General features: G+C 50.3%; 15 protein-coding genes and 1 pseudogene. 10 read left to right on the forward strand and 6 right to left on the reverse strand.

The genetic code is table 11. From position 1 onward, the window contains the following. Positions 1-86 precede the first annotated feature (86 nt). Positions 87-1,144 (forward strand): annotated as a pseudogene (locus TREAZ_RS04220) (ClC family H(+)/Cl(-) exchange transporter). Beyond that, complete coding sequence (locus TREAZ_RS04225) at positions 1,141-3,612, forward strand: DNA polymerase domain-containing protein (protein ID WP_015710573.1); 2,472 nt, start codon at positions 1,141-1,143, stop codon at positions 3,610-3,612. The pseudogene TREAZ_RS04220 and the gene TREAZ_RS04225 overlap by 4 nt, the downstream one beginning before the upstream one ends. A gap of 17 nt (positions 3,613-3,629) precedes the next feature. Here TREAZ_RS04225 and TREAZ_RS04230 read toward each other — a convergent pair whose 3' ends face one another. Then, positions 3,630-4,397, reverse strand: a complete 768-nt coding sequence (locus tag TREAZ_RS04230; protein ID WP_015710574.1) for a GolD/DthD family dehydrogenase — start codon at positions 4,395-4,397, stop codon at positions 3,630-3,632. Between the two features lie 58 nt (positions 4,398-4,455). Between TREAZ_RS04230 and TREAZ_RS04235 the strand changes: the two genes are divergently transcribed. From TREAZ_RS04235 to TREAZ_RS04245, 3 genes are read left to right on the forward strand one after another with little or no spacing between them, the layout of a single operon-like run. Beyond that, positions 4,456-5,325: a carbohydrate ABC transporter permease gene (locus TREAZ_RS04235; RefSeq protein WP_015710575.1), complete on the forward strand. Its 870-nt coding sequence runs from the start codon at positions 4,456-4,458 to the stop codon at positions 5,323-5,325. Then, positions 5,322-6,161, forward strand: coding sequence for a carbohydrate ABC transporter permease (locus TREAZ_RS04240; protein ID WP_015710576.1), 840 nt, complete (start codon positions 5,322-5,324; stop codon positions 6,159-6,161). Before TREAZ_RS04235 ends, TREAZ_RS04240 begins: the two co-directional genes overlap by 4 nt. A gap of 15 nt (positions 6,162-6,176) precedes the next feature. After that, positions 6,177-7,550, forward strand: coding sequence for an extracellular solute-binding protein (locus tag TREAZ_RS04245; RefSeq protein WP_015710577.1), 1,374 nt, complete (start codon positions 6,177-6,179; stop codon positions 7,548-7,550). Positions 7,551-7,590: 40 nt separating this feature from the next. On the opposite strand, the gene cls is transcribed toward TREAZ_RS04245, so the two are convergent. From cls to TREAZ_RS04260, 3 genes are read right to left on the reverse strand one after another with little or no spacing between them, the layout of a single operon-like run. Then, positions 7,591-9,087: a cardiolipin synthase gene (gene cls, locus TREAZ_RS04250; protein WP_245535090.1), complete on the reverse strand. Its 1,497-nt coding sequence runs from the start codon at positions 9,085-9,087 to the stop codon at positions 7,591-7,593. Then, entirely contained in the window at positions 9,087-9,707 is a 621-nt protein-coding gene (locus TREAZ_RS04255; RefSeq protein WP_015710578.1) for an L-threonylcarbamoyladenylate synthase, read from the reverse strand. The genes cls and TREAZ_RS04255 overlap by 1 nt, the downstream gene beginning before the upstream one ends. A 6-nt stretch (positions 9,708-9,713) precedes the next feature. Next, on the reverse strand, positions 9,714-10,157 hold the full coding sequence (locus tag TREAZ_RS04260) for a hypothetical protein (RefSeq protein WP_015710579.1): 444 nt from the start codon (positions 10,155-10,157) through the stop codon (positions 9,714-9,716). A gap of 222 nt (positions 10,158-10,379) precedes the next feature. Between TREAZ_RS04260 and TREAZ_RS04265 the strand changes: the two genes are divergently transcribed. The 5 genes from TREAZ_RS04265 to rpmB all read left to right on the forward strand — a co-directional run bounded on the left by TREAZ_RS04265 (position 10,380) and on the right by rpmB (position 14,691). Further along, positions 10,380-11,240: a sigma-70 family RNA polymerase sigma factor gene (locus TREAZ_RS04265; protein ID WP_015710580.1), complete on the forward strand. Its 861-nt coding sequence runs from the start codon at positions 10,380-10,382 to the stop codon at positions 11,238-11,240. A gap of 47 nt (positions 11,241-11,287) precedes the next feature. Beyond that, positions 11,288-12,385 (forward strand): divergent polysaccharide deacetylase family protein, encoded by a 1,098-nt coding sequence (locus TREAZ_RS04275; protein ID WP_015710581.1) that lies wholly within the window; start codon positions 11,288-11,290, stop codon positions 12,383-12,385. Further along, positions 12,385-13,437, forward strand: a complete 1,053-nt coding sequence (gene tsaD / locus TREAZ_RS04280) for a tRNA (adenosine(37)-N6)-threonylcarbamoyltransferase complex transferase subunit TsaD (protein ID WP_015710582.1) — start codon at positions 12,385-12,387, stop codon at positions 13,435-13,437. The genes TREAZ_RS04275 and tsaD overlap by 1 nt, the downstream gene beginning before the upstream one ends. A gap of 14 nt (positions 13,438-13,451) precedes the next feature. Next, complete coding sequence (locus TREAZ_RS04285; RefSeq protein WP_015710583.1) at positions 13,452-14,432, forward strand: DHH family phosphoesterase; 981 nt, start codon at positions 13,452-13,454, stop codon at positions 14,430-14,432. Positions 14,433-14,499: 67 nt separating this feature from the next. Beyond that, a complete protein-coding gene (gene rpmB, locus TREAZ_RS04290; RefSeq protein WP_015710584.1) occupies positions 14,500-14,691 on the forward strand; it encodes a 50S ribosomal protein L28 in 192 nt (63 codons plus the stop codon). Here the strand turns inward: rpmB and TREAZ_RS04295 are convergent. Together TREAZ_RS04295 and TREAZ_RS18215 are read right to left on the reverse strand one after the other, a co-directional pair. Next, positions 14,675-15,502, reverse strand: coding sequence for an MBL fold metallo-hydrolase (locus TREAZ_RS04295; RefSeq protein WP_043922829.1), 828 nt, complete (start codon positions 15,500-15,502; stop codon positions 14,675-14,677). The two genes, rpmB and TREAZ_RS04295, sit on opposite strands and share 17 nt — an antisense overlap. Before the next feature lie 40 nt (positions 15,503-15,542). After that, entirely contained in the window at positions 15,543-15,695 is a 153-nt protein-coding gene (locus tag TREAZ_RS18215; RefSeq protein ID WP_169312602.1) for a hypothetical protein, read from the reverse strand. Positions 15,696-15,762 lie beyond the last annotated feature (67 nt).

Genomic DNA, 15,762 nt, shown 5'->3' on the forward strand with positions numbered 1-15,762 from the left:
CTCTTCCCTTGTATTGCCTTCTTCTCTGGATACTTGTCCTTGTGGTTATTGGCCTCTTCCTCGGCTGGGCCGCTAAAATCAAACCAATGATAAAAGGAAGCGGCATCCCTCAGGTTAAAGGTGCGCTGCAAAGGAAAATGACTCTGGGCTGGAGGACAGAGCTTCCCCTCAAGATAATCACCGGCATTCTGAGTATAGGCACAGGTCTTTCCCTGGGCAGGGAAGGGCCTTCAATACAAATAGGCGCTTATGTGGGCAAGGGGGTTCTTTCGGTCTTTCACCGGAACCATGCTGACAGGAAACTTCTTTTTACTGCCGCATCGGCTGCAGGGCTTGCGGCTGCGTTCAATGCACCCCTTGCGGGGGTGCTTTTTGTATTGGAAGAATTTGAGACAGCCTTTTCTCCCATCTATATGGCCTGTGTCATGGGCGCTTCCATGACAGCTGATGCAGTAGCAGGTTATTTTTTCGGCGCAAAACCTGTTTTTGATTTCTATCAAATCGCAGTGCTTCCTCTGGGGGAAATATATTGGGTTATCCTTTTGGGCATTATTTGCGGTTTGCTTGGAGCCCTCTTTAAGGAAGGTCTCTATTTCTTTTTAAATTTATATGACCGGCTCCGTATACCTCAGCTCTTCAGGCCCATAATTCCTCTCATGGTTTCAATACCCTTAAGTTTTTTCTTTTTGAAGCGACAGGGGGAGGGCATGATCTTATCGAAACATTGTCGGTAGTGCATCATCCCCTTAACGTGATCCTGATCCTCCTTGCGGTAAAGTTTGTTTTTACCGGCCTCTGTTATGGCTCGGGAACATCGGGGGGTATATTCCTCCCCCTCCTGGCATGTGGCGCTTTGGCAGGCGAAGGTCTCGGCGAGGTTCTTGCCATGCTGGGGTTCATCAGGGCGGATCAAGCCATCAATTTCCTCATTCTGGGGATGGCGGCTTTTTTTGCAGGGGTGGTTAAGGCTCCGGTTACCGGCGTGATTCTTATACTGGAGATGAGCGGCAACTTCAATCATCTGGGTAATCTGATGCTGGTTTCACTTTCGGCCTTTGTAAGCGCGGAACTCATAGGTTCAAGGCCGGTATACGCTGTCCTTCTGGAACGGCTGGTTAAACCCAAAACTCCGGCATTGCGGTGAAAGACAGTCACAGGGGTTTCCTGGTTCATAGTTATGTGGATCTTCGCCGGAACAGGCTTTACCTTTTGGGCCGTTTTGAGGATGGCCGTTCCTTTGCAGCAGTGGAAACCCGGTGGCGGCCTTCGCTTCATATTTTCGAAAAAGATCTGCACCGATGCAAAAGCCTGCTCTCTGCCTTCAATTTCAAAATTATCCAGGCAACCTTCGAATCTTTTGACGGGAAGGAAAAGCTCGTCCTCCTCGAATTTTCCTGTTATGCGGATCGATCTTCTGCGGTAAAATTGTTGGAGGCCGGGGCAGTCCCCAGCCCTGACAGCGATCTCAAGCCCGCAGATGCTTATCTCATGGAAAGGCAGATCAAAGGCCCTGTTGAGATCGCGGGGGATTCCCGCCCCGGGCATTTCGTGGATTTGGTTTTCCGCGATTCCGTCCTTTGCAGCCCCAAAGAAAAGGGGAAAAAAAGAATACCGCTAAAACTGCTTTCCATAGATATCGAAACTGATGTCAAGAAAGGAACTATTCTTGCTGTGGGAATTTCAAGCTTTGGCAGCAATGATACTGCCAGCCTTGTCCGGGTTCTTGCTGCCGGGGAATCTGGTTGTGAAGGTATTATTTTCCACCCTGATGAAAAATCACTGCTTGCAGCATTTGTGCTGGATGTCAGGAAGGCTGACCCCGATGTTTTGACAGGCTGGAATTTTTTGGACTTTGATTATCCCCGCCTTGCTGAACGCTGCGAATTGAACCATGTGCCTTTTGCCCTGGGACGGGGGCAGGAATTGGCAAAGTTCTTTCCTGGTTCACAAAGCAATTCTGAAAAATCTTCCAAAGATACCACAGAAGAATCCCCCTGGTACGACAGGAGGAGATCCGCTGCCGCCCTGGTCCCGGGACGCCAGGTCATAGACGCCCTTAGGGTGATGCGGTCAGGCCCCCGCAGACTTTCAGGATATACTTTGGAAACTGCTGCCCAGGAAGTGCTGGGCGAGGGCAAGCTTGTTGCGGCAGCAGGGGATCAGAAAATCGAAGAGCTTGAAAAACTCTACCGCGAAGATCCCCTGCGTTTCGGCGCTTACTGCAGGAGGGATGCGGAGCTTGTCCCTCTTATTTTGGACAAAGCCGGCCTCTTCAATTTGACTGTGGAGAGGGCTTCCCATACAGGTGTTACTCTGGATAAAGCCTGGACCAGCGTGGTGAGTTTTGAGCGTATCTACGGCATGGAACTGTGGGGCAGGGGCATTGCCCAGCCTCCCAAGACTTTGGGCAGGGAAGTTTCGGGAGCTGCGGGCGGAACAATACTGGAGCCTTTGCAGGGTGTCTTCCCCAATGTGGCTATTTTTGATTTCCGCAGCCTGTACCCGACTATTATGTTGACCTTTAATATTGATCCTTTTGCCCATGCCCGTGCTGAAGAAACCGGTACAATTTGCGCCCCCAATGGGGCGTTGTTTTCCCGCAGTCCCGGAATACTGCCTGAATTGATTGCCGCATATTTTGCAGAGCGCAGAAAAGCCCTTGATGCAGGGGACGAAGAAGCCAGCCAGGTCTACAAGATCCTGATGAACAGCTTTTATGGCGTCCTTGGAACAGCTTCCTGCCGTTACGGCAGGACAGAGCTTGCGGGGGCTATTACGTCCTTTGCCAGAAAGTGGCTTTATCTTTCGCGGGATTGGTTCAATGCGAAGGGCTATAGAGTGCTGTACGGGGATACGGATTCTCTCTTTGTGGAAACAGGCTTGGGTGATAAAGCAGGCAACGGGGATTTTTTGGAATTTGGGAAAGCCCTTACCGGGGAACTCAATGCGCACCTTGCGGAAAAAATACATGAAGAGTACGGTCTCATCTCGCACCTGGAACTGCGTTTCGAAAAGGCTTACCGCCGCTTTATGATACCCCCTTTAAGGAATCTTCAATATGCTTCGGGTATCAGCGAAAGCAAGGGCAGGGCAAAAGGGTACGGGGGCTGGGTCATCGGGAAAGATGGAAGCCTTACAGTTGAGGTCAAAGGCATGGAAGCAGTGAGGAGCGATTCTACCCCCCTGGCCAGACGCATACAGATGGAATTATTGGAATTGGTTTTTTCCTCAGGCACAGAGGAGGATCTTAAAAAATATGTTTTTGAAATTCTAAGAAAACTCCGCCGGGGAGAATTGGATGATAAATTGATTTACCGGAAGCGCCTTGCAAGGACGCCTGAAACTTATACCTCATCAACCCCTCCCCAGGTAAAGGCAGCCAGAATCCTGGGCTGGAAAAACCGCAAAGGGACAGTGGAATACATTTGGACTGTCAGAGGCCCTGAACCTGTATCCATGCCCCATGCTGTGCCGGACTATGATCATTACATGGATTCCCAGGTTTTGCCTGTGGCAAGATCAATTGCCGCCGCTGCGGGGTGGAATACGGAAATTTCCCCCTATAGCAAACGGGATCGCCTGAGCGATGGGCAGATGGAACTGGGGCTGTGATTCGTAGCGAGGGTTTCCTATTTGATGGTATAGCCGCCGTCAACCAGGAGGTTATGCCCTGTGATCATGGCTGCAGCGTCACTGCAAAGGAAGCCAATAATCCCGGCAATTTCCTCGGGTTCTGCAAAACGCTCGGCAGGGATTTCTTTTTTGAAGGCTTCGCCAACAGGGCCGTCCCAGGCCCTGTGCCCCAGTTCGGTAAGGACCACTGTGGGTGAAACAGCGTTCACCCTGATCCCGTACTTGCCCCATTCAAAGGCCAGGACTTTTGTCATGGCGATGATGCCGCCCTTGCTGGCGCAATAGGCAACATGCTTGTCCAAGGCTATGACACCGGCCTGGGAAGCCATATTGACTATGCTTCCCTGCTTTTTATTTTCAATGAGCCATGCTCCGAACACCTGAGCCATCATAAAGCTGGCTTTAAGGTTTATTTCGATAGTCCTGTCCCAAAAAGCTTCGCTTATGGTTTCAGCTTTTTCGAGGGCAACTATCCCTGCGCTGTTCACCAAAATATCCACCCCGCCAAATTTTGCTGCTGCGGTGTCCATAACCAGCTTCCGGTAATTGGCATCGCATATATTTCCCGGAAGGCCTATGTTCCCGGAGCCCAGCTTTTTGGCAATGCTGTTTGCTTCGGGGTTAAGATCCGCAATAACAAGATTTACCCCTTTTTTGGCAAAAAATTCCGCAGTTGCCAACCCTATGCCGGCAGCGCCGCCTGTAATTATCGCTGTTTTGCCCTTCAGGGAATATTCAGCATCAGGACCATGGTAAGGAATCATAAAATACCTCCGTTTATATTGTCTTATTATAACCTTTTCTATATAATATAATAAAGTGATGCAGAGAACCCTTTCCTTCCAAAAAGCAAAACCTTATTTTTTTCTTCTACCGATCCTCATATTCGCGGCAGCATTTGTGTATTATCCCTTTGTCCGCACTTTTTTGTATAGTTTTTCCCGGGTAAATTTCCGGGGCGATATTTTAGGTTTTGCCGGCTTAAGAAATTTCAGGCGCCTTTTTACGGATTCGGTTTTTCTGGCAGCTCTTAAGAATACCCTTTACCTTACATTGATCTTTGTGCCTTTGAATCTTGTTCTTTCATTTTTCCTTGCCCTGCTGGCAACAAAAAAACGAAAGCCCGGAATGATTTACGAAACCTTCTTCATGCTGCCCATGGCAGTTTCCATGGCTGCGGCTTCCCAAATTTTCAAAATGCTTCTTGATCCTGCAGTAGGGATACTTAACCATATACTGCACCTTAAAACAGGCTGGTTCCTGGATCCCGGGACAGCCCTTTACGGCATTATGATGGTGTGTTTGTGGATAGGTTTCCCCTTTGATTTTCTGCTTTTTCTCTCGGCCCTGCGGAACATCCCTGCCCAGCAAATGGAATCTGCAGAACTCGAAGGGGCGGGGTATTTCAGGAAACTTTTTTATATACAGATCCCCCTGCTGACCCCAACAGTGCTTTATGTGATCTGCACCAATGCAGTATTGGCAATGATGACCTCCACGCCGGTTATGATAATTACGAGCGGACAGCCGGGGTATTCAACAGAAACCCTGATCTTTATGATGTACACTTCGGGTTATCAGTCTTCAAATTACAGCATGGCCTCCTGCATCAGTTTGGCGACCTTCGCCCTTTGTTTCGGTATGGTTCTTGGGGCTTTGTTCCTTGAGAGGAGAGGGGTGCATTACCAATGAACAGGAGAGAAAGGCGCCGTTTTTTTCTGGATTGGGTTGCATCAATTACCGCTCTGGTTCTGGGATTTATTATTATTTTTCCCATTATATACACAATTTGCGTTGCGTTTAAAACAAGGGCCGAACTTTCTGTCTTTCCCCCCGCCCTGCTGCCTGATAGTTTTCTTAATATGGGCAATTTCAAAAGTGTTTTTGAAACCGCCCCGCTTATGCGTTTTATGGCCAATTCGGTGATTGTATCAGGCCTTGGCTGTTCCCTGAGAATACTTTTTGCTGTCCTTGCAGCCTATGCCTTTTCGTATTTCAAATTCCCTTTGAGGAACCTGCTCTTTATGGTAGTCCTCGCGACCATGATGCTTCCTGCGGATACATTGATAGTGACTAACTATCTTACCATAACCAGGCTTAACATGCTGGATAATTATCTCGGCATGTGCATAACTTCCCTGGTAGGCGCTTCCCAGATGTTCATGTTGAGACAAAATTTTAAAACCATACCCCAGTCCTTAAGGGATGCTGCCTTTATAGACGGTTGCGGGGACCTTCGCTACCTGACCCGAGTGGTGGCCCCCCTTTCAAGCCCTGTGATTTTTACCCTGATGGTACAGTCCTTTATCAATTTCTGGAACGCGTATCTCTGGCCCCTCCTGGTAACCAATAAGGCAGAAATGCGCACCGTGCAGATAGGCATTGCTATGTTGACCAACCCGTTGGATACAAACTACACTTTAGTATTGGCGGCAGTAGCGATATTGCTTATTCCTTCCCTTTTCCTGTTCAGCTTTTTGCGCTTGGCCATGGTAAGAGGAATAGCCGCTGGAGCATTGGTTGGCTAATGTCTGGAGGGTTTGATGAAGAAAATCGGGTTGTGCTTCTTGGCTCTGCTTCTTTTGGTTCTTTTATCTTTTGCTTGTGTTAAAAACAATTCACCCGCTGTCAAAGCGTTGGTTCCCGATCAGGTTAAGATCAGTTTTTGGCATTCCATGGCCGATGACGCGGGCAGGGCCTTTGAAAGCTATGTCCGGGAATTCAACCAAGGGCCGGGGGCGGAAAAAGGCATACTGGTTGAATCCGTCTTTCAAGGGCAGTATGCGGACGCTACAGCTAAACTACGCCCCCTGCTTCAAGCCCGCCAGGCCGAAGCCCTTCCCGATGTGATGCAGGTAGATTCTACCGGCGTGGTGGATTATCTTAATTCTGAATTCGCGTATACTGTGGATGACGCCCTCAAAGCCGACAGCGTTTATGATCATTCCCGGATACTTGAGGCCCCCCTTAAAGCCTGGAACTATTACGGCCGTCAGCTGGGCCTACCTGTTTCCGCATCCACAACGGTGATGTATTACAACAAAACCATGCTGGAAGCGGCAGGAGTTTCAAAACCTCCAACCACCTTCGAAGAAATTATTGAAGTTGCAAGAAAACTTCCCTCTCTTAATGCCAATGGGCAAAAGCTCACGGCATTTGCCCAGGTTCCCAATTCTCCCCTTCTTGCAAACTGGATAGGCCAGATCCCGGGCATCAATTCTGATTCTTCCTATCTTGTGAATATGCGCAACGGCAGGGATGGTACAGCGGACAGGCTGGTCTGCGACACAGAAGGCACTCTTCTTGCTTTTCTTAAAGCCTGGAAACAGCTCTACGATGCAGGGGCATTGCTCAATGTTTCTGATGGGCTTAACAATCTTTTCCTTACCCAGCAGATCTGTTTTCTTACCGCGTCCACTTCGAACCTTGCAGGGCTTCTTTCCCAAATTAGCGGCAGATTTGAATTGGGCTGTGCTTATTTTCCCAGGCTCAACGAAGGCGCCAAATTCGGCGCTGCGGTTTCAGGCTCTGCCCTGCTCATATTCAATAAGAAGAGCAGCGCAAAAACAGCCGCTGCCTGGGAATTTGTAAAGTATATGACATCTGCCCCGGTGCAAGCCCGCTTTGCTGCAGCCACCGGTTATATGCCGGTAAATAGTGCTTCCTCCGATGAAACAATCTACTCAAGCTACATCTCGGAAAATCCCCAGGCTTTAGTGGGGGCGAACCAGCTTGCCGAAACAAGCCCCGATATGCTGAGCGTTACCGTAGGGCCCTCCCGGGATTTTTATATGGAAATAATGAACCAGATCTCTTCCATGCTCACCAGCAGCAAATCCCCTGAGGCGGCTGTAAAATCCATGTCGGCTGCTTTGAATCTTCTGCTGGAGGATTACGCTGCAGCCAATGCAGACTAGCCTTACATTAACGGCGCAAAGAGGCGCAGCACATCCTGCACTATGCGCTGGACAGCATTCCTGGCGCAGTCTTTTTTGGTGATCTCGTGGCAGATGGGAAGGGTGTTGAGGAAGTCTTTTTTACCGCCATTACGGCCCTGGTTTTATACATCCATACACCGCATTCAAAATGAAGGTAGAGGCTGCGGAAGTCGAGGTTCGTAGTGCCAACAGTGGCAACCTTGTCGTCAGAGACAAAGGTCTTGGAATGGTTAAAGCCCTCGGTGTACTCATACACTTTAACCCCTGCTTTGATTAGCTGGCGGTAATACGAACGGGAGGTGATGGCCACCATCCATTTGTCCCAGCGGTGGGGAGTAATGATGCGCACATCCACTCCGCTTTTAGCGGCCAGTGTCAGGGCAGAGAGGAGGTTTTCGTCAACCACGAGGTAGGGCGTGTTGATGTAAACATAATCCTTGGCATTGTTGATGATTTGAATGTAAACATGCTCGCCGACATTTTCTTCATCAATGGGGCTGTCCGCATAGGGCTGGACAAAGCCGTTTGATTTTACAGTGCAGGGGCTGTCTTTCCATGGGTAAAAAGCCGCAGGGTCATCTTTCTGATTATGGTAAATATTCCACATCTGGAGGAAGATGAGGGTGAGGCTCCAGGCAGCTTCCCCCTTGATCACCACCGCAGCGTCTTTCCAGTGGCCAAAGCGTTCTCTTGCATTGATGTACTCATCAGCCAGGTTTATTCCGCCTGTAAAAGCGACCTTGCCGTCTATGGAAATTATTTTGCGGTGATCCCTGTTGTTCTGCAGTGACGAAAGCACAGGCTTAAAAGGATTAAACACCATGCACTTAATGCCCTTTTGCTCAAGATGGGCTTTATAGTTCGAGGGTAGGGACATGAAGCAGCCCAGATCGTCATAAATGATGCGTATGTCAAGGCCCGCCCTGGCTTTCTTTTCCAGTATGGCGATGATGGGGTTAAGCATGACCCCAAGGCCGAGTATAAAAAATTCAAGAAAAATGTATTTTTCGGCTTTTTCAAGCTCAGGGAGGACTTTTTTAAAAAAAGCCTCGCCGGAATTAAAAAATTCAGATTGAGTATGGGTATAAATCGGAAAGCCCGCGTATTCCTGGAGGTAGTTGGCCTGTGGAAGGCATTCTTTGTATTTCCCTGCCAGGAGGGATAGGCTGTTTCCGGGAAGTTTGAAGAACGGCCTGTATTGCTTGTCTGATGCCTGCGTGGCACGCCTTAATTTTCGCGGTGTAGTCTGGGTATGGAAGATGGCGTATACCAACCCCCCGAATATGGGGAAGAGGAGTATCATGAATATCCATGTTATTTTAAAGGCGGCTTTTTCTTTCTTGTTGAGTATATAGAGGCTCACAATAATGCTGAAACCATTGAGGGCAAAGTCCACGTAACGGAAGGCAATGCTTGTCCCTGCGGCAAAAAATAGCAGTAACACTATCTGTGCTAGCAGTAATGCGATTATTAAGACCCGCTGTCTAAAGACGACCCGCACCCATTTTTGTTCCATCAAACAGGCCATGCTCCCGCGCCGAGGCGTATCAATTTTACTTCTCCTTCTTTCAGGTCGAGGACGGTGGAATAGATTTTAATCCTGTCCTCTCCGGGATCAAGTACGACATCCACAGTAGGAATGGATTCAAGCTCCCAGCCCCCCTCAAAAAGGCTGTCTTCTTCAAAATCATTTTCTTCCATATTCTTTTTGGCAGTGATACTGTACAGGGGACATTCAAGGGCGTTTATCAGCGCAACAGGCACCTGGTGGTCCGGAAGGCGCACCCCAAGTTCCTTCCGCTTCAGCCCCAGGGTTTTTTCGGTCCCCAGGAGGGTGTTGAGAACGAACACATAGGGCCCGGGGGTAAGGCGCTTGACGAGCCTGAACCGTGTATTGTCCAGACTGCAAAATTCGCCGAACTGGGAGATATCCGAGCAGAGCAGAGTGAAGTGCCGTTCATCCCTGGCGCCCGAAAGGTGGCGGAGTTTTTTGATGCCCTCCCTGGATTTGAGTGAACAGACAAGAGCCCAGCTTGTGTCCGTGGGCAAGGCCGCTATGCCCCCTTCGTTGAGAAGCTTCACCGCCCTTGAGAGTACCCGGTCGTCAATATTGCCCGGAACTACGTACTCGATCATACCTGCTCAGGGAACCCAGATGAGCTTGTCAGGCGCCGATTCCTTCAGGAAGATTTTCCGGTAAAGGCCTGAATGCTCTACCCCGGGATTTTCGGGGAAATAGGTCTTTCTGAAAAACCATACTATATCGGCCATGGCAGCCACCGAATTCGTAGGCACATAGCGGAACCAGACTTCTTCATCTTCAAGGATTTTCTTTGCTTTGGCATCGGTGATTAGTTCCGCATCGGTCAGACGGCGAATTTCCGAGCGGAGCCCGCCGTAGTGGGTATTCCCCACAGACAGCATCCTGAGGTGTTCATGGTCGTCCATCCAATAAATTTCATATACTCCGGCCACGGCGGGGACTTTGGAAGATATAATCCATCGATCCGCCTTTGCCAGAGGCGACCATTGTATAGAATAGTAAACATCTTCGTCTTTTTCCTTCGACGTTATCCCTAAATCCATGTGCCAAGTATAGCACATCTACTTTACAATTTCCAGTTTTTATAAAATTTTTCACATAAAATAATCTGTTTTGTATGAATTTATATACAGTTATCTCATTTAGCTTGAAAGCCCCAGGCTTCGGAAGATCGTAATTCTCTATGCTATAAAGAGTTACAGAAATTTGGTAAAACTTGGCACGAAAATTGCTAGTAATATTATGGGAATATTCCCGGGGGCAATATGAAGAGGATGCAGAAAAAAGAATCTAAATGCGGCAACGATGACATACTGCAGACTTACTTTGATCAAATCAAGGTTATTCCGCTTTTGAGTTTTGAAGAAGAGCTTGAGCTTTCCCGGCTTATACAGCAGGGCGATAAAGCTGCCCATCGCAGGCTCATAGAAGCCAATCTTCGCCTGGTTATAAAGATCGCCCGTATCTACCATACTTCCGATGTTGCCCTTCTCGATATCATCCAGGAAGGCAATGTCGGCCTTATGAGGGCAGCCGATAAATACGACTATAACAAGGGTGTGCGTTTCTCAACCTATGCGGCATGGTGGATCAGGCAATCCATCACCCGTTTCCTTGCAAACAAACGGCGGGCCATCAGGCTGCCCCACAGGAAGGAAGAGATACTCCGCAAGATACAGCGGGCCTACCACACCTTGAGCCAGATCCTGATGCGCCAGCCCCGGATCGACGAAATCGCCGCCGAGATTCGGGTTCCCCTGGAAGATGTTGAATTCGTCCTCAATATGACTAATGGCTTCATATCCCTCGAAATGGAAGGGGGCAATGAGGATTCCATAGCAGTCATGGACCTTCACGAAGATTATACCTACAGCCCCGAACGCGCACTGATGCGCAAGTCCTCCCGGGATATGGCAATGAAAGTTATTGGCAGCCTTATGGAAAGGGAAAGGCGCATACTTACGTACCGTTACCAGCTCAATGGCTGCGAGCCCCATACCCTGAAGAGAATTGGCGATAAAATGGGGCTCTCCCCCGAGACTGTAAGGCAGATCGAAATCAAAGCCCTTAAAAAGATACGCAGCGACGCTGAAGAATTCCGTCCATATTATTTGGAAGCCATTTAAGAATTTCCATTGACCAAGCCGCTGTTTAGCTAGTATCTTGTCTTTGAGTGAAAAGAATCGTCAAAAACCCCCCAGGCGCGGCTAAAAAGCCGCGTCCCGGGGCAGCAAAACGCAGAAAAAGCCGCAAAAAACTAAAATTTAAAGACAGGGCTAAAGCAGCGCTGATTGCGGGCATGCTCGTGGCAGCAGCCATTACTGCGTCCCTGATTATGATCTTTTTGAATAGCCGGAATCAGCCGCCCGTGCAGGAGACTTCCGCTCCCATAGCGGCAGTGTCTGAAACCGAGCCTGAAAAATCCGTGCAGCCTGCCCCAGCCCGGCCTGAACCGCCTTCGAAGCCTGCCCCCGTAAAGCCGCCGCCTGAAAAGCCGCCCGATAAGCCCAAACCAGCGCCCCAAACCCCGCCCGTGCAGCCTACCCCTGCGGCGCCGCCCGCAGGGCTTCCGGAAAAGCCTCCGGAACGCCAGGAACTGGGCAAGCTTGTGTTTGTCATAGACGACGCCGGGAACAATCTCCGGGAGCTTGAGCCATTCCTGCGATTCCCTGGCCCTCTCACCATTGCAGTGCTGCCGGGGCTTGCCAATTCGGCTGAGGCTGCCCGCAGAATAAGGGCTGCCGGCAAAGAGGTTTTCCTCCACCAGCCTATGGAAGCCCTGGGAGGGCAGAATCCTGGCCCCGGGGCGGTTTATGCCGGCATGGGCGCCCAGGAAATACGGGCCATTATCAACCGCAATCTGGACGAGATTTGGCCTGTAACGGGCCTCAATAACCATGAAGGCTCCAAAGTGACCATGGACGAGGCAGCCATGGAAGTTGTCCTTGAAATTTGCAGGGAGCGAGGCATACTTTTTCTCGATTCCCGCACTACAGCGGAGACAAAAGCTCCTGTTGTCGCCCAAAGGTATGGGATGAAGATAGGGGAGCGGGATGTGTTCCTGGACAACAGCCAGGACAGGGCATCTATTTTGGGTTATATCAATACGGGCCTCCAAAAGTCAGAGCAAAGGGGAGCTTCAGTGATGATAGGCCATGCCTGGACTCCTGCGCTGGCGCCCCTGCTGGAAGAAAATTATACAGTCTGGCTTAAAGAGGGTTATACACTTTCCACCGTTTCTGCCATGATGAAGGCGAAGGGGGGCTTCTGATGCGTGTCCTTGGCATAGAATCTTCCTGCGACGAATGCGCCGCTTCGGTAGTGGAAGATGGCCATAAGGTTCTTTCCAATGTGATAGCCACCCAGATCCCTTTCCATGCAGCCTATAACGGCGTTGTCCCCGAGATAGCAAGCCGCAAGCATACAGAATGGATCTATGCGGTGGTCAAAGAAGCATTGGACAAGGCGGGAATGAAAGCCGCAGATGTGGACGCGGTGGCGGCTACCGCAAGGCCGGGACTTTTGGGCTCCCTCCTTGTGGGCCTAAGCTTTGCCAAAGCCTTTGCCTGGGCCAGGGATCTTCCCTTTGTCGCTGTGGATCATATGCTTGCCCACCTTTACGCCTCAAGGCTGGATCAGGCTTTTTCAAAAGGCGAAGAGGTTTCCGCAGCTGAATATCCCTTTTTAGGCCTCCTCGTGTCCGGGGGGCATAGCATCATCTGCAAGGTTGATGCCTTCGACGATATCACCGTTCTGGGTACCACCATCGACGATGCAGTGGGGGAGGCTTTTGACAAGGTTTCCAAGCATTATGGTTTCGGCTACCCCGGCGGGGCGGTTATCGACAAACTGGCTGAATCGGGCAATGCCAGGGCTTTCAATTTCCCCCTCCCAAGTCTCCATAAAGGCGATCACCGCTATGATGTCTCCTATTCGGGCCTCAAAAACGCAGTGATAAACCAGTTTGAGCAGTTCAGGGCCCTTCCCGCGCATGAAGCCAAAGAGATTGAAGAAGCCAATATCGCAGCCTCTTTCCAGAGAACCGCAGTGGAGATACTGGCAAGATCGCTTTTCAACGCAGTGCAGGATACCGGGCTGCATACCATAGTGGCAGGCGGCGGGGTGGCTGCCAATTCGCTGCTCCGGGCAAGGCTTGCCGAAAGGCAGGACCTCCGCTGCATCTTCCCTCCCCTGGAGCTTTGCGGGGATAATGGCGCCATGGTGGCCGGCATCGCCTATCGCTACCTTGAAAGAGGGGAAGCATCGCCCCTCACCGTCACCGCCAGTGCCCGGGTCAAAGCCTTTAAACGGCGCTGCTCATAAGGTATAATCAACCAATGGAAACCAAACTCGATCAACTGATAAATCTCCTCAAGGATGCACCTGATGAAGTCTTTATCCAGCCCCATAATGTGCCCGATCCTGACGCCATTGCTTCAAGCCTGGCGCTCTATTATCTCCTTTCATTCCGGGGCATTAAGAAACTTGGGATAGTCTACGATCAGGAAATCGAGAAGGCAAATTCCCTGCGGATGGTGGAACTATTCGACGTGCCCATTATCAGGGCCAAAGACGCCCTTACCCTGGGCACTGAGGATTGGGCTGTCCTGGTGGATGTGCAGAAGGGGAACTCCAATGTGACCGATCTCCCCACCGACGAGGTTGCGGTTATAGACCACCACGAGTACCGGTCCGATTCAGGCTGCCGTTTCGAGGATGTCAGGCCCGACGTAGGGAGCTGCAGCGCCATAATGGCTGACTATTTTTTTGAAAACAAGATTGAGCCTCCCCGGAATGTGGCTACAGCCCTGCTTTACGGTATCTATATGGATACCGACGACCTTACCCGGGGATCGTCAAGCCTCGATATCGACATGTTCTACCGCCTCTACCCTCTTTCGGATATCTCCCTCATTGTGGAGCTCAGGGGGAACGAGATTTCTGTTGAAGATCTGGGGCTGTATGCCGAGGCATTCAAAACCGTCGAAATTTACGATGAACTAGGCTTTTTGCGCCTCGAAAGCGCCAACGACTCTCTCCTGGGCGCTGCAGGGGACATAGTAGTCAGCGTTTCAGGGGTAAACATAGCCATTGCCTATGCCTGTCGGCCCACGGGCGTTAAAATTTCGGCCCGGAGCGTCACCCCCAAAGCCCATGCCAACGAATTGGTGCGCTGCCTGGTCGAGGGGGTGGGTACCGGGGGCGGGCACGACCATATGGCAGGAGGTTTTATCCCTGTGAACAACCTGCGACCCCTCAGATCCATAGATACCTTCCTCAAGCACCGCGCCATTTCCTGGTATGAAAGCCTTGCATAGGGGTCTTTACATTTTCGCCATGATTTGCTATTATTCTATGCTCTAACGAATAGGAAGGAAGGAAGATATGTCACGGACTTGCGATATTTGCGGAAAACACACAATTACCGGAAACACGGTAAGCCATGCCAAAAACCATGCTCGCCGCACCTGGAAGCCCAATCTGCAGAAGATTAAGACCGAGATTGATGGTACTACCATTACCCTCAAAATTTGTGCCCGCTGCTTAAAGAGCGACTTCATCACAAAGAAAGTGTAAGCCCGTCCCAAGCCGGGCCTGTTTCTGTATTAAGGTTTTCCCGTTTTTTACAAAATTCATGGCAATAATCCTCGATTTCCTTATGGCTGTGTTCATGGCATATATGGGTGAGGTATGTCTTCGCTGCGCCCAATTCCACCCCTGCCATTAAAGCCTGCTCAAAATTGAAATGGGTCCCGTGAGGCTTCACCCTCAAACCCCCAATGACGAGAATCTCGGGCTTGGGCAAGAGGCGTACAGATTCTTGCGGTATGGCGCTGCAGTCAGTCAAATAGAGAAGGCCGTTGGGTATCGGGCCTGCGCTTTCCGCGCCCGCCGTCCCTTCAGAAACATGCCAGCCCAAAATATCCAGAATTCCATGCTTTATGGGTATGGGCCTTATGGTGAGAGCCCCAATCCTGACAGGCTCTGAGACAACCGCAGGCTCGATCCGGGGCTTGCCTCCTCCCAACTGGGTTTCCCTAAACACATAGGAAAAACGTTCCGTCATTTCATCAATAGTGCTTTTATTCCCGTATACAGGCAGTGGCTTTTCGCGGCTCAAGGGGCGCACATCGTCCAGACCATGGAGATGATCCGCATGGGGGTGGGTCAGGAAGATCGCGTCCAGCTTTTTTATCTTTGCTTTTATGGCCTGAAGCCTGAACTCGGGCCCTGTGTCGATGATGATGCTTTCCCCGCCCCTTCCCTGAACGAAGAGGGATGCCCTCATGCGATTGTCCTTCGGATCATCGGACCTGCAAACAGGGCAGTCGCAGCCCACCACCGGAATGCCGTGGGATGTGCCCGAACCGAGGATGATTGCTTTCATGGGGAAAGTATACAGACAGGAGCTTGTTTTTTTAAGTGTCCTAAGTAAGATAAGTATAGACATGCAGCACTACCGGAAGATGGACAAGCTTCAGGGTGGTTGCTGCCAATGCCGTTGATGTTGCCTGCCTCCAGGAGCCCACGGGGAATCCCCTGCCGGAAAGAAAATTTGTGGACCAGCTCTGTAAAATCATTTTGAAATTTGCCTGTCAAATTTTTCTTGACAAGTCCTGTTCCATAGGTTTATTATGTCTATTATTT

Source organism: Leadbettera azotonutricia ZAS-9 (assembly GCF_000214355.1).
Taxonomy (GTDB): domain Bacteria; phylum Spirochaetota; class Spirochaetia; order Treponematales; family Breznakiellaceae; genus Leadbettera; species Leadbettera azotonutricia.

Bases quoted from the DNA above. Each gene is read 5' to 3' on its own strand.
- TREAZ_RS04240 (WP_015710576.1), top strand. From the start codon at position 5,322: ATGAACAGGAGAGAAAGGCGCCGTTTTTTTCTGGATTGGGTTGCATCA.
- TREAZ_RS04285 (WP_015710583.1), top strand. From the start codon at position 13,452: ATGGAAACCAAACTCGATCAACTGATAAATCTCCTCAAGGATGCACCT.
- tsaD (WP_015710582.1), top strand. From the start codon at position 12,385: ATGCGTGTCCTTGGCATAGAATCTTCCTGCGACGAATGCGCCGCTTCG.
- cls (WP_245535090.1), bottom strand. From the start codon at position 9,087: ATGGAACAAAAATGGGTGCGGGTCGTCTTTAGACAGCGGGTCTTAATA.
- rpmB (WP_015710584.1), top strand. From the start codon at position 14,500: ATGTCACGGACTTGCGATATTTGCGGAAAACACACAATTACCGGAAAC.
- TREAZ_RS04265 (WP_015710580.1), top strand. From the start codon at position 10,380: ATGAAGAGGATGCAGAAAAAAGAATCTAAATGCGGCAACGATGACATA.
- TREAZ_RS04235 (WP_015710575.1), top strand. From the start codon at position 4,456: ATGCAGAGAACCCTTTCCTTCCAAAAAGCAAAACCTTATTTTTTTCTT.
- TREAZ_RS04255 (WP_015710578.1), bottom strand. From the start codon at position 9,707: ATGATCGAGTACGTAGTTCCGGGCAATATTGACGACCGGGTACTCTCA.
- TREAZ_RS04295 (WP_043922829.1), bottom strand. From the start codon at position 15,502: ATGAAAGCAATCATCCTCGGTTCGGGCACATCCCACGGCATTCCGGTG.
- TREAZ_RS18215 (WP_169312602.1), bottom strand. From the start codon at position 15,695: ATGATTTTACAGAGCTGGTCCACAAATTTTCTTTCCGGCAGGGGATTC.
- TREAZ_RS04245 (WP_015710577.1), top strand. From the start codon at position 6,177: ATGAAGAAAATCGGGTTGTGCTTCTTGGCTCTGCTTCTTTTGGTTCTT.
- TREAZ_RS04260 (WP_015710579.1), bottom strand. From the start codon at position 10,157: ATGGATTTAGGGATAACGTCGAAGGAAAAAGACGAAGATGTTTACTAT.
- TREAZ_RS04230 (WP_015710574.1), bottom strand. From the start codon at position 4,397: ATGATTCCTTACCATGGTCCTGATGCTGAATATTCCCTGAAGGGCAAA.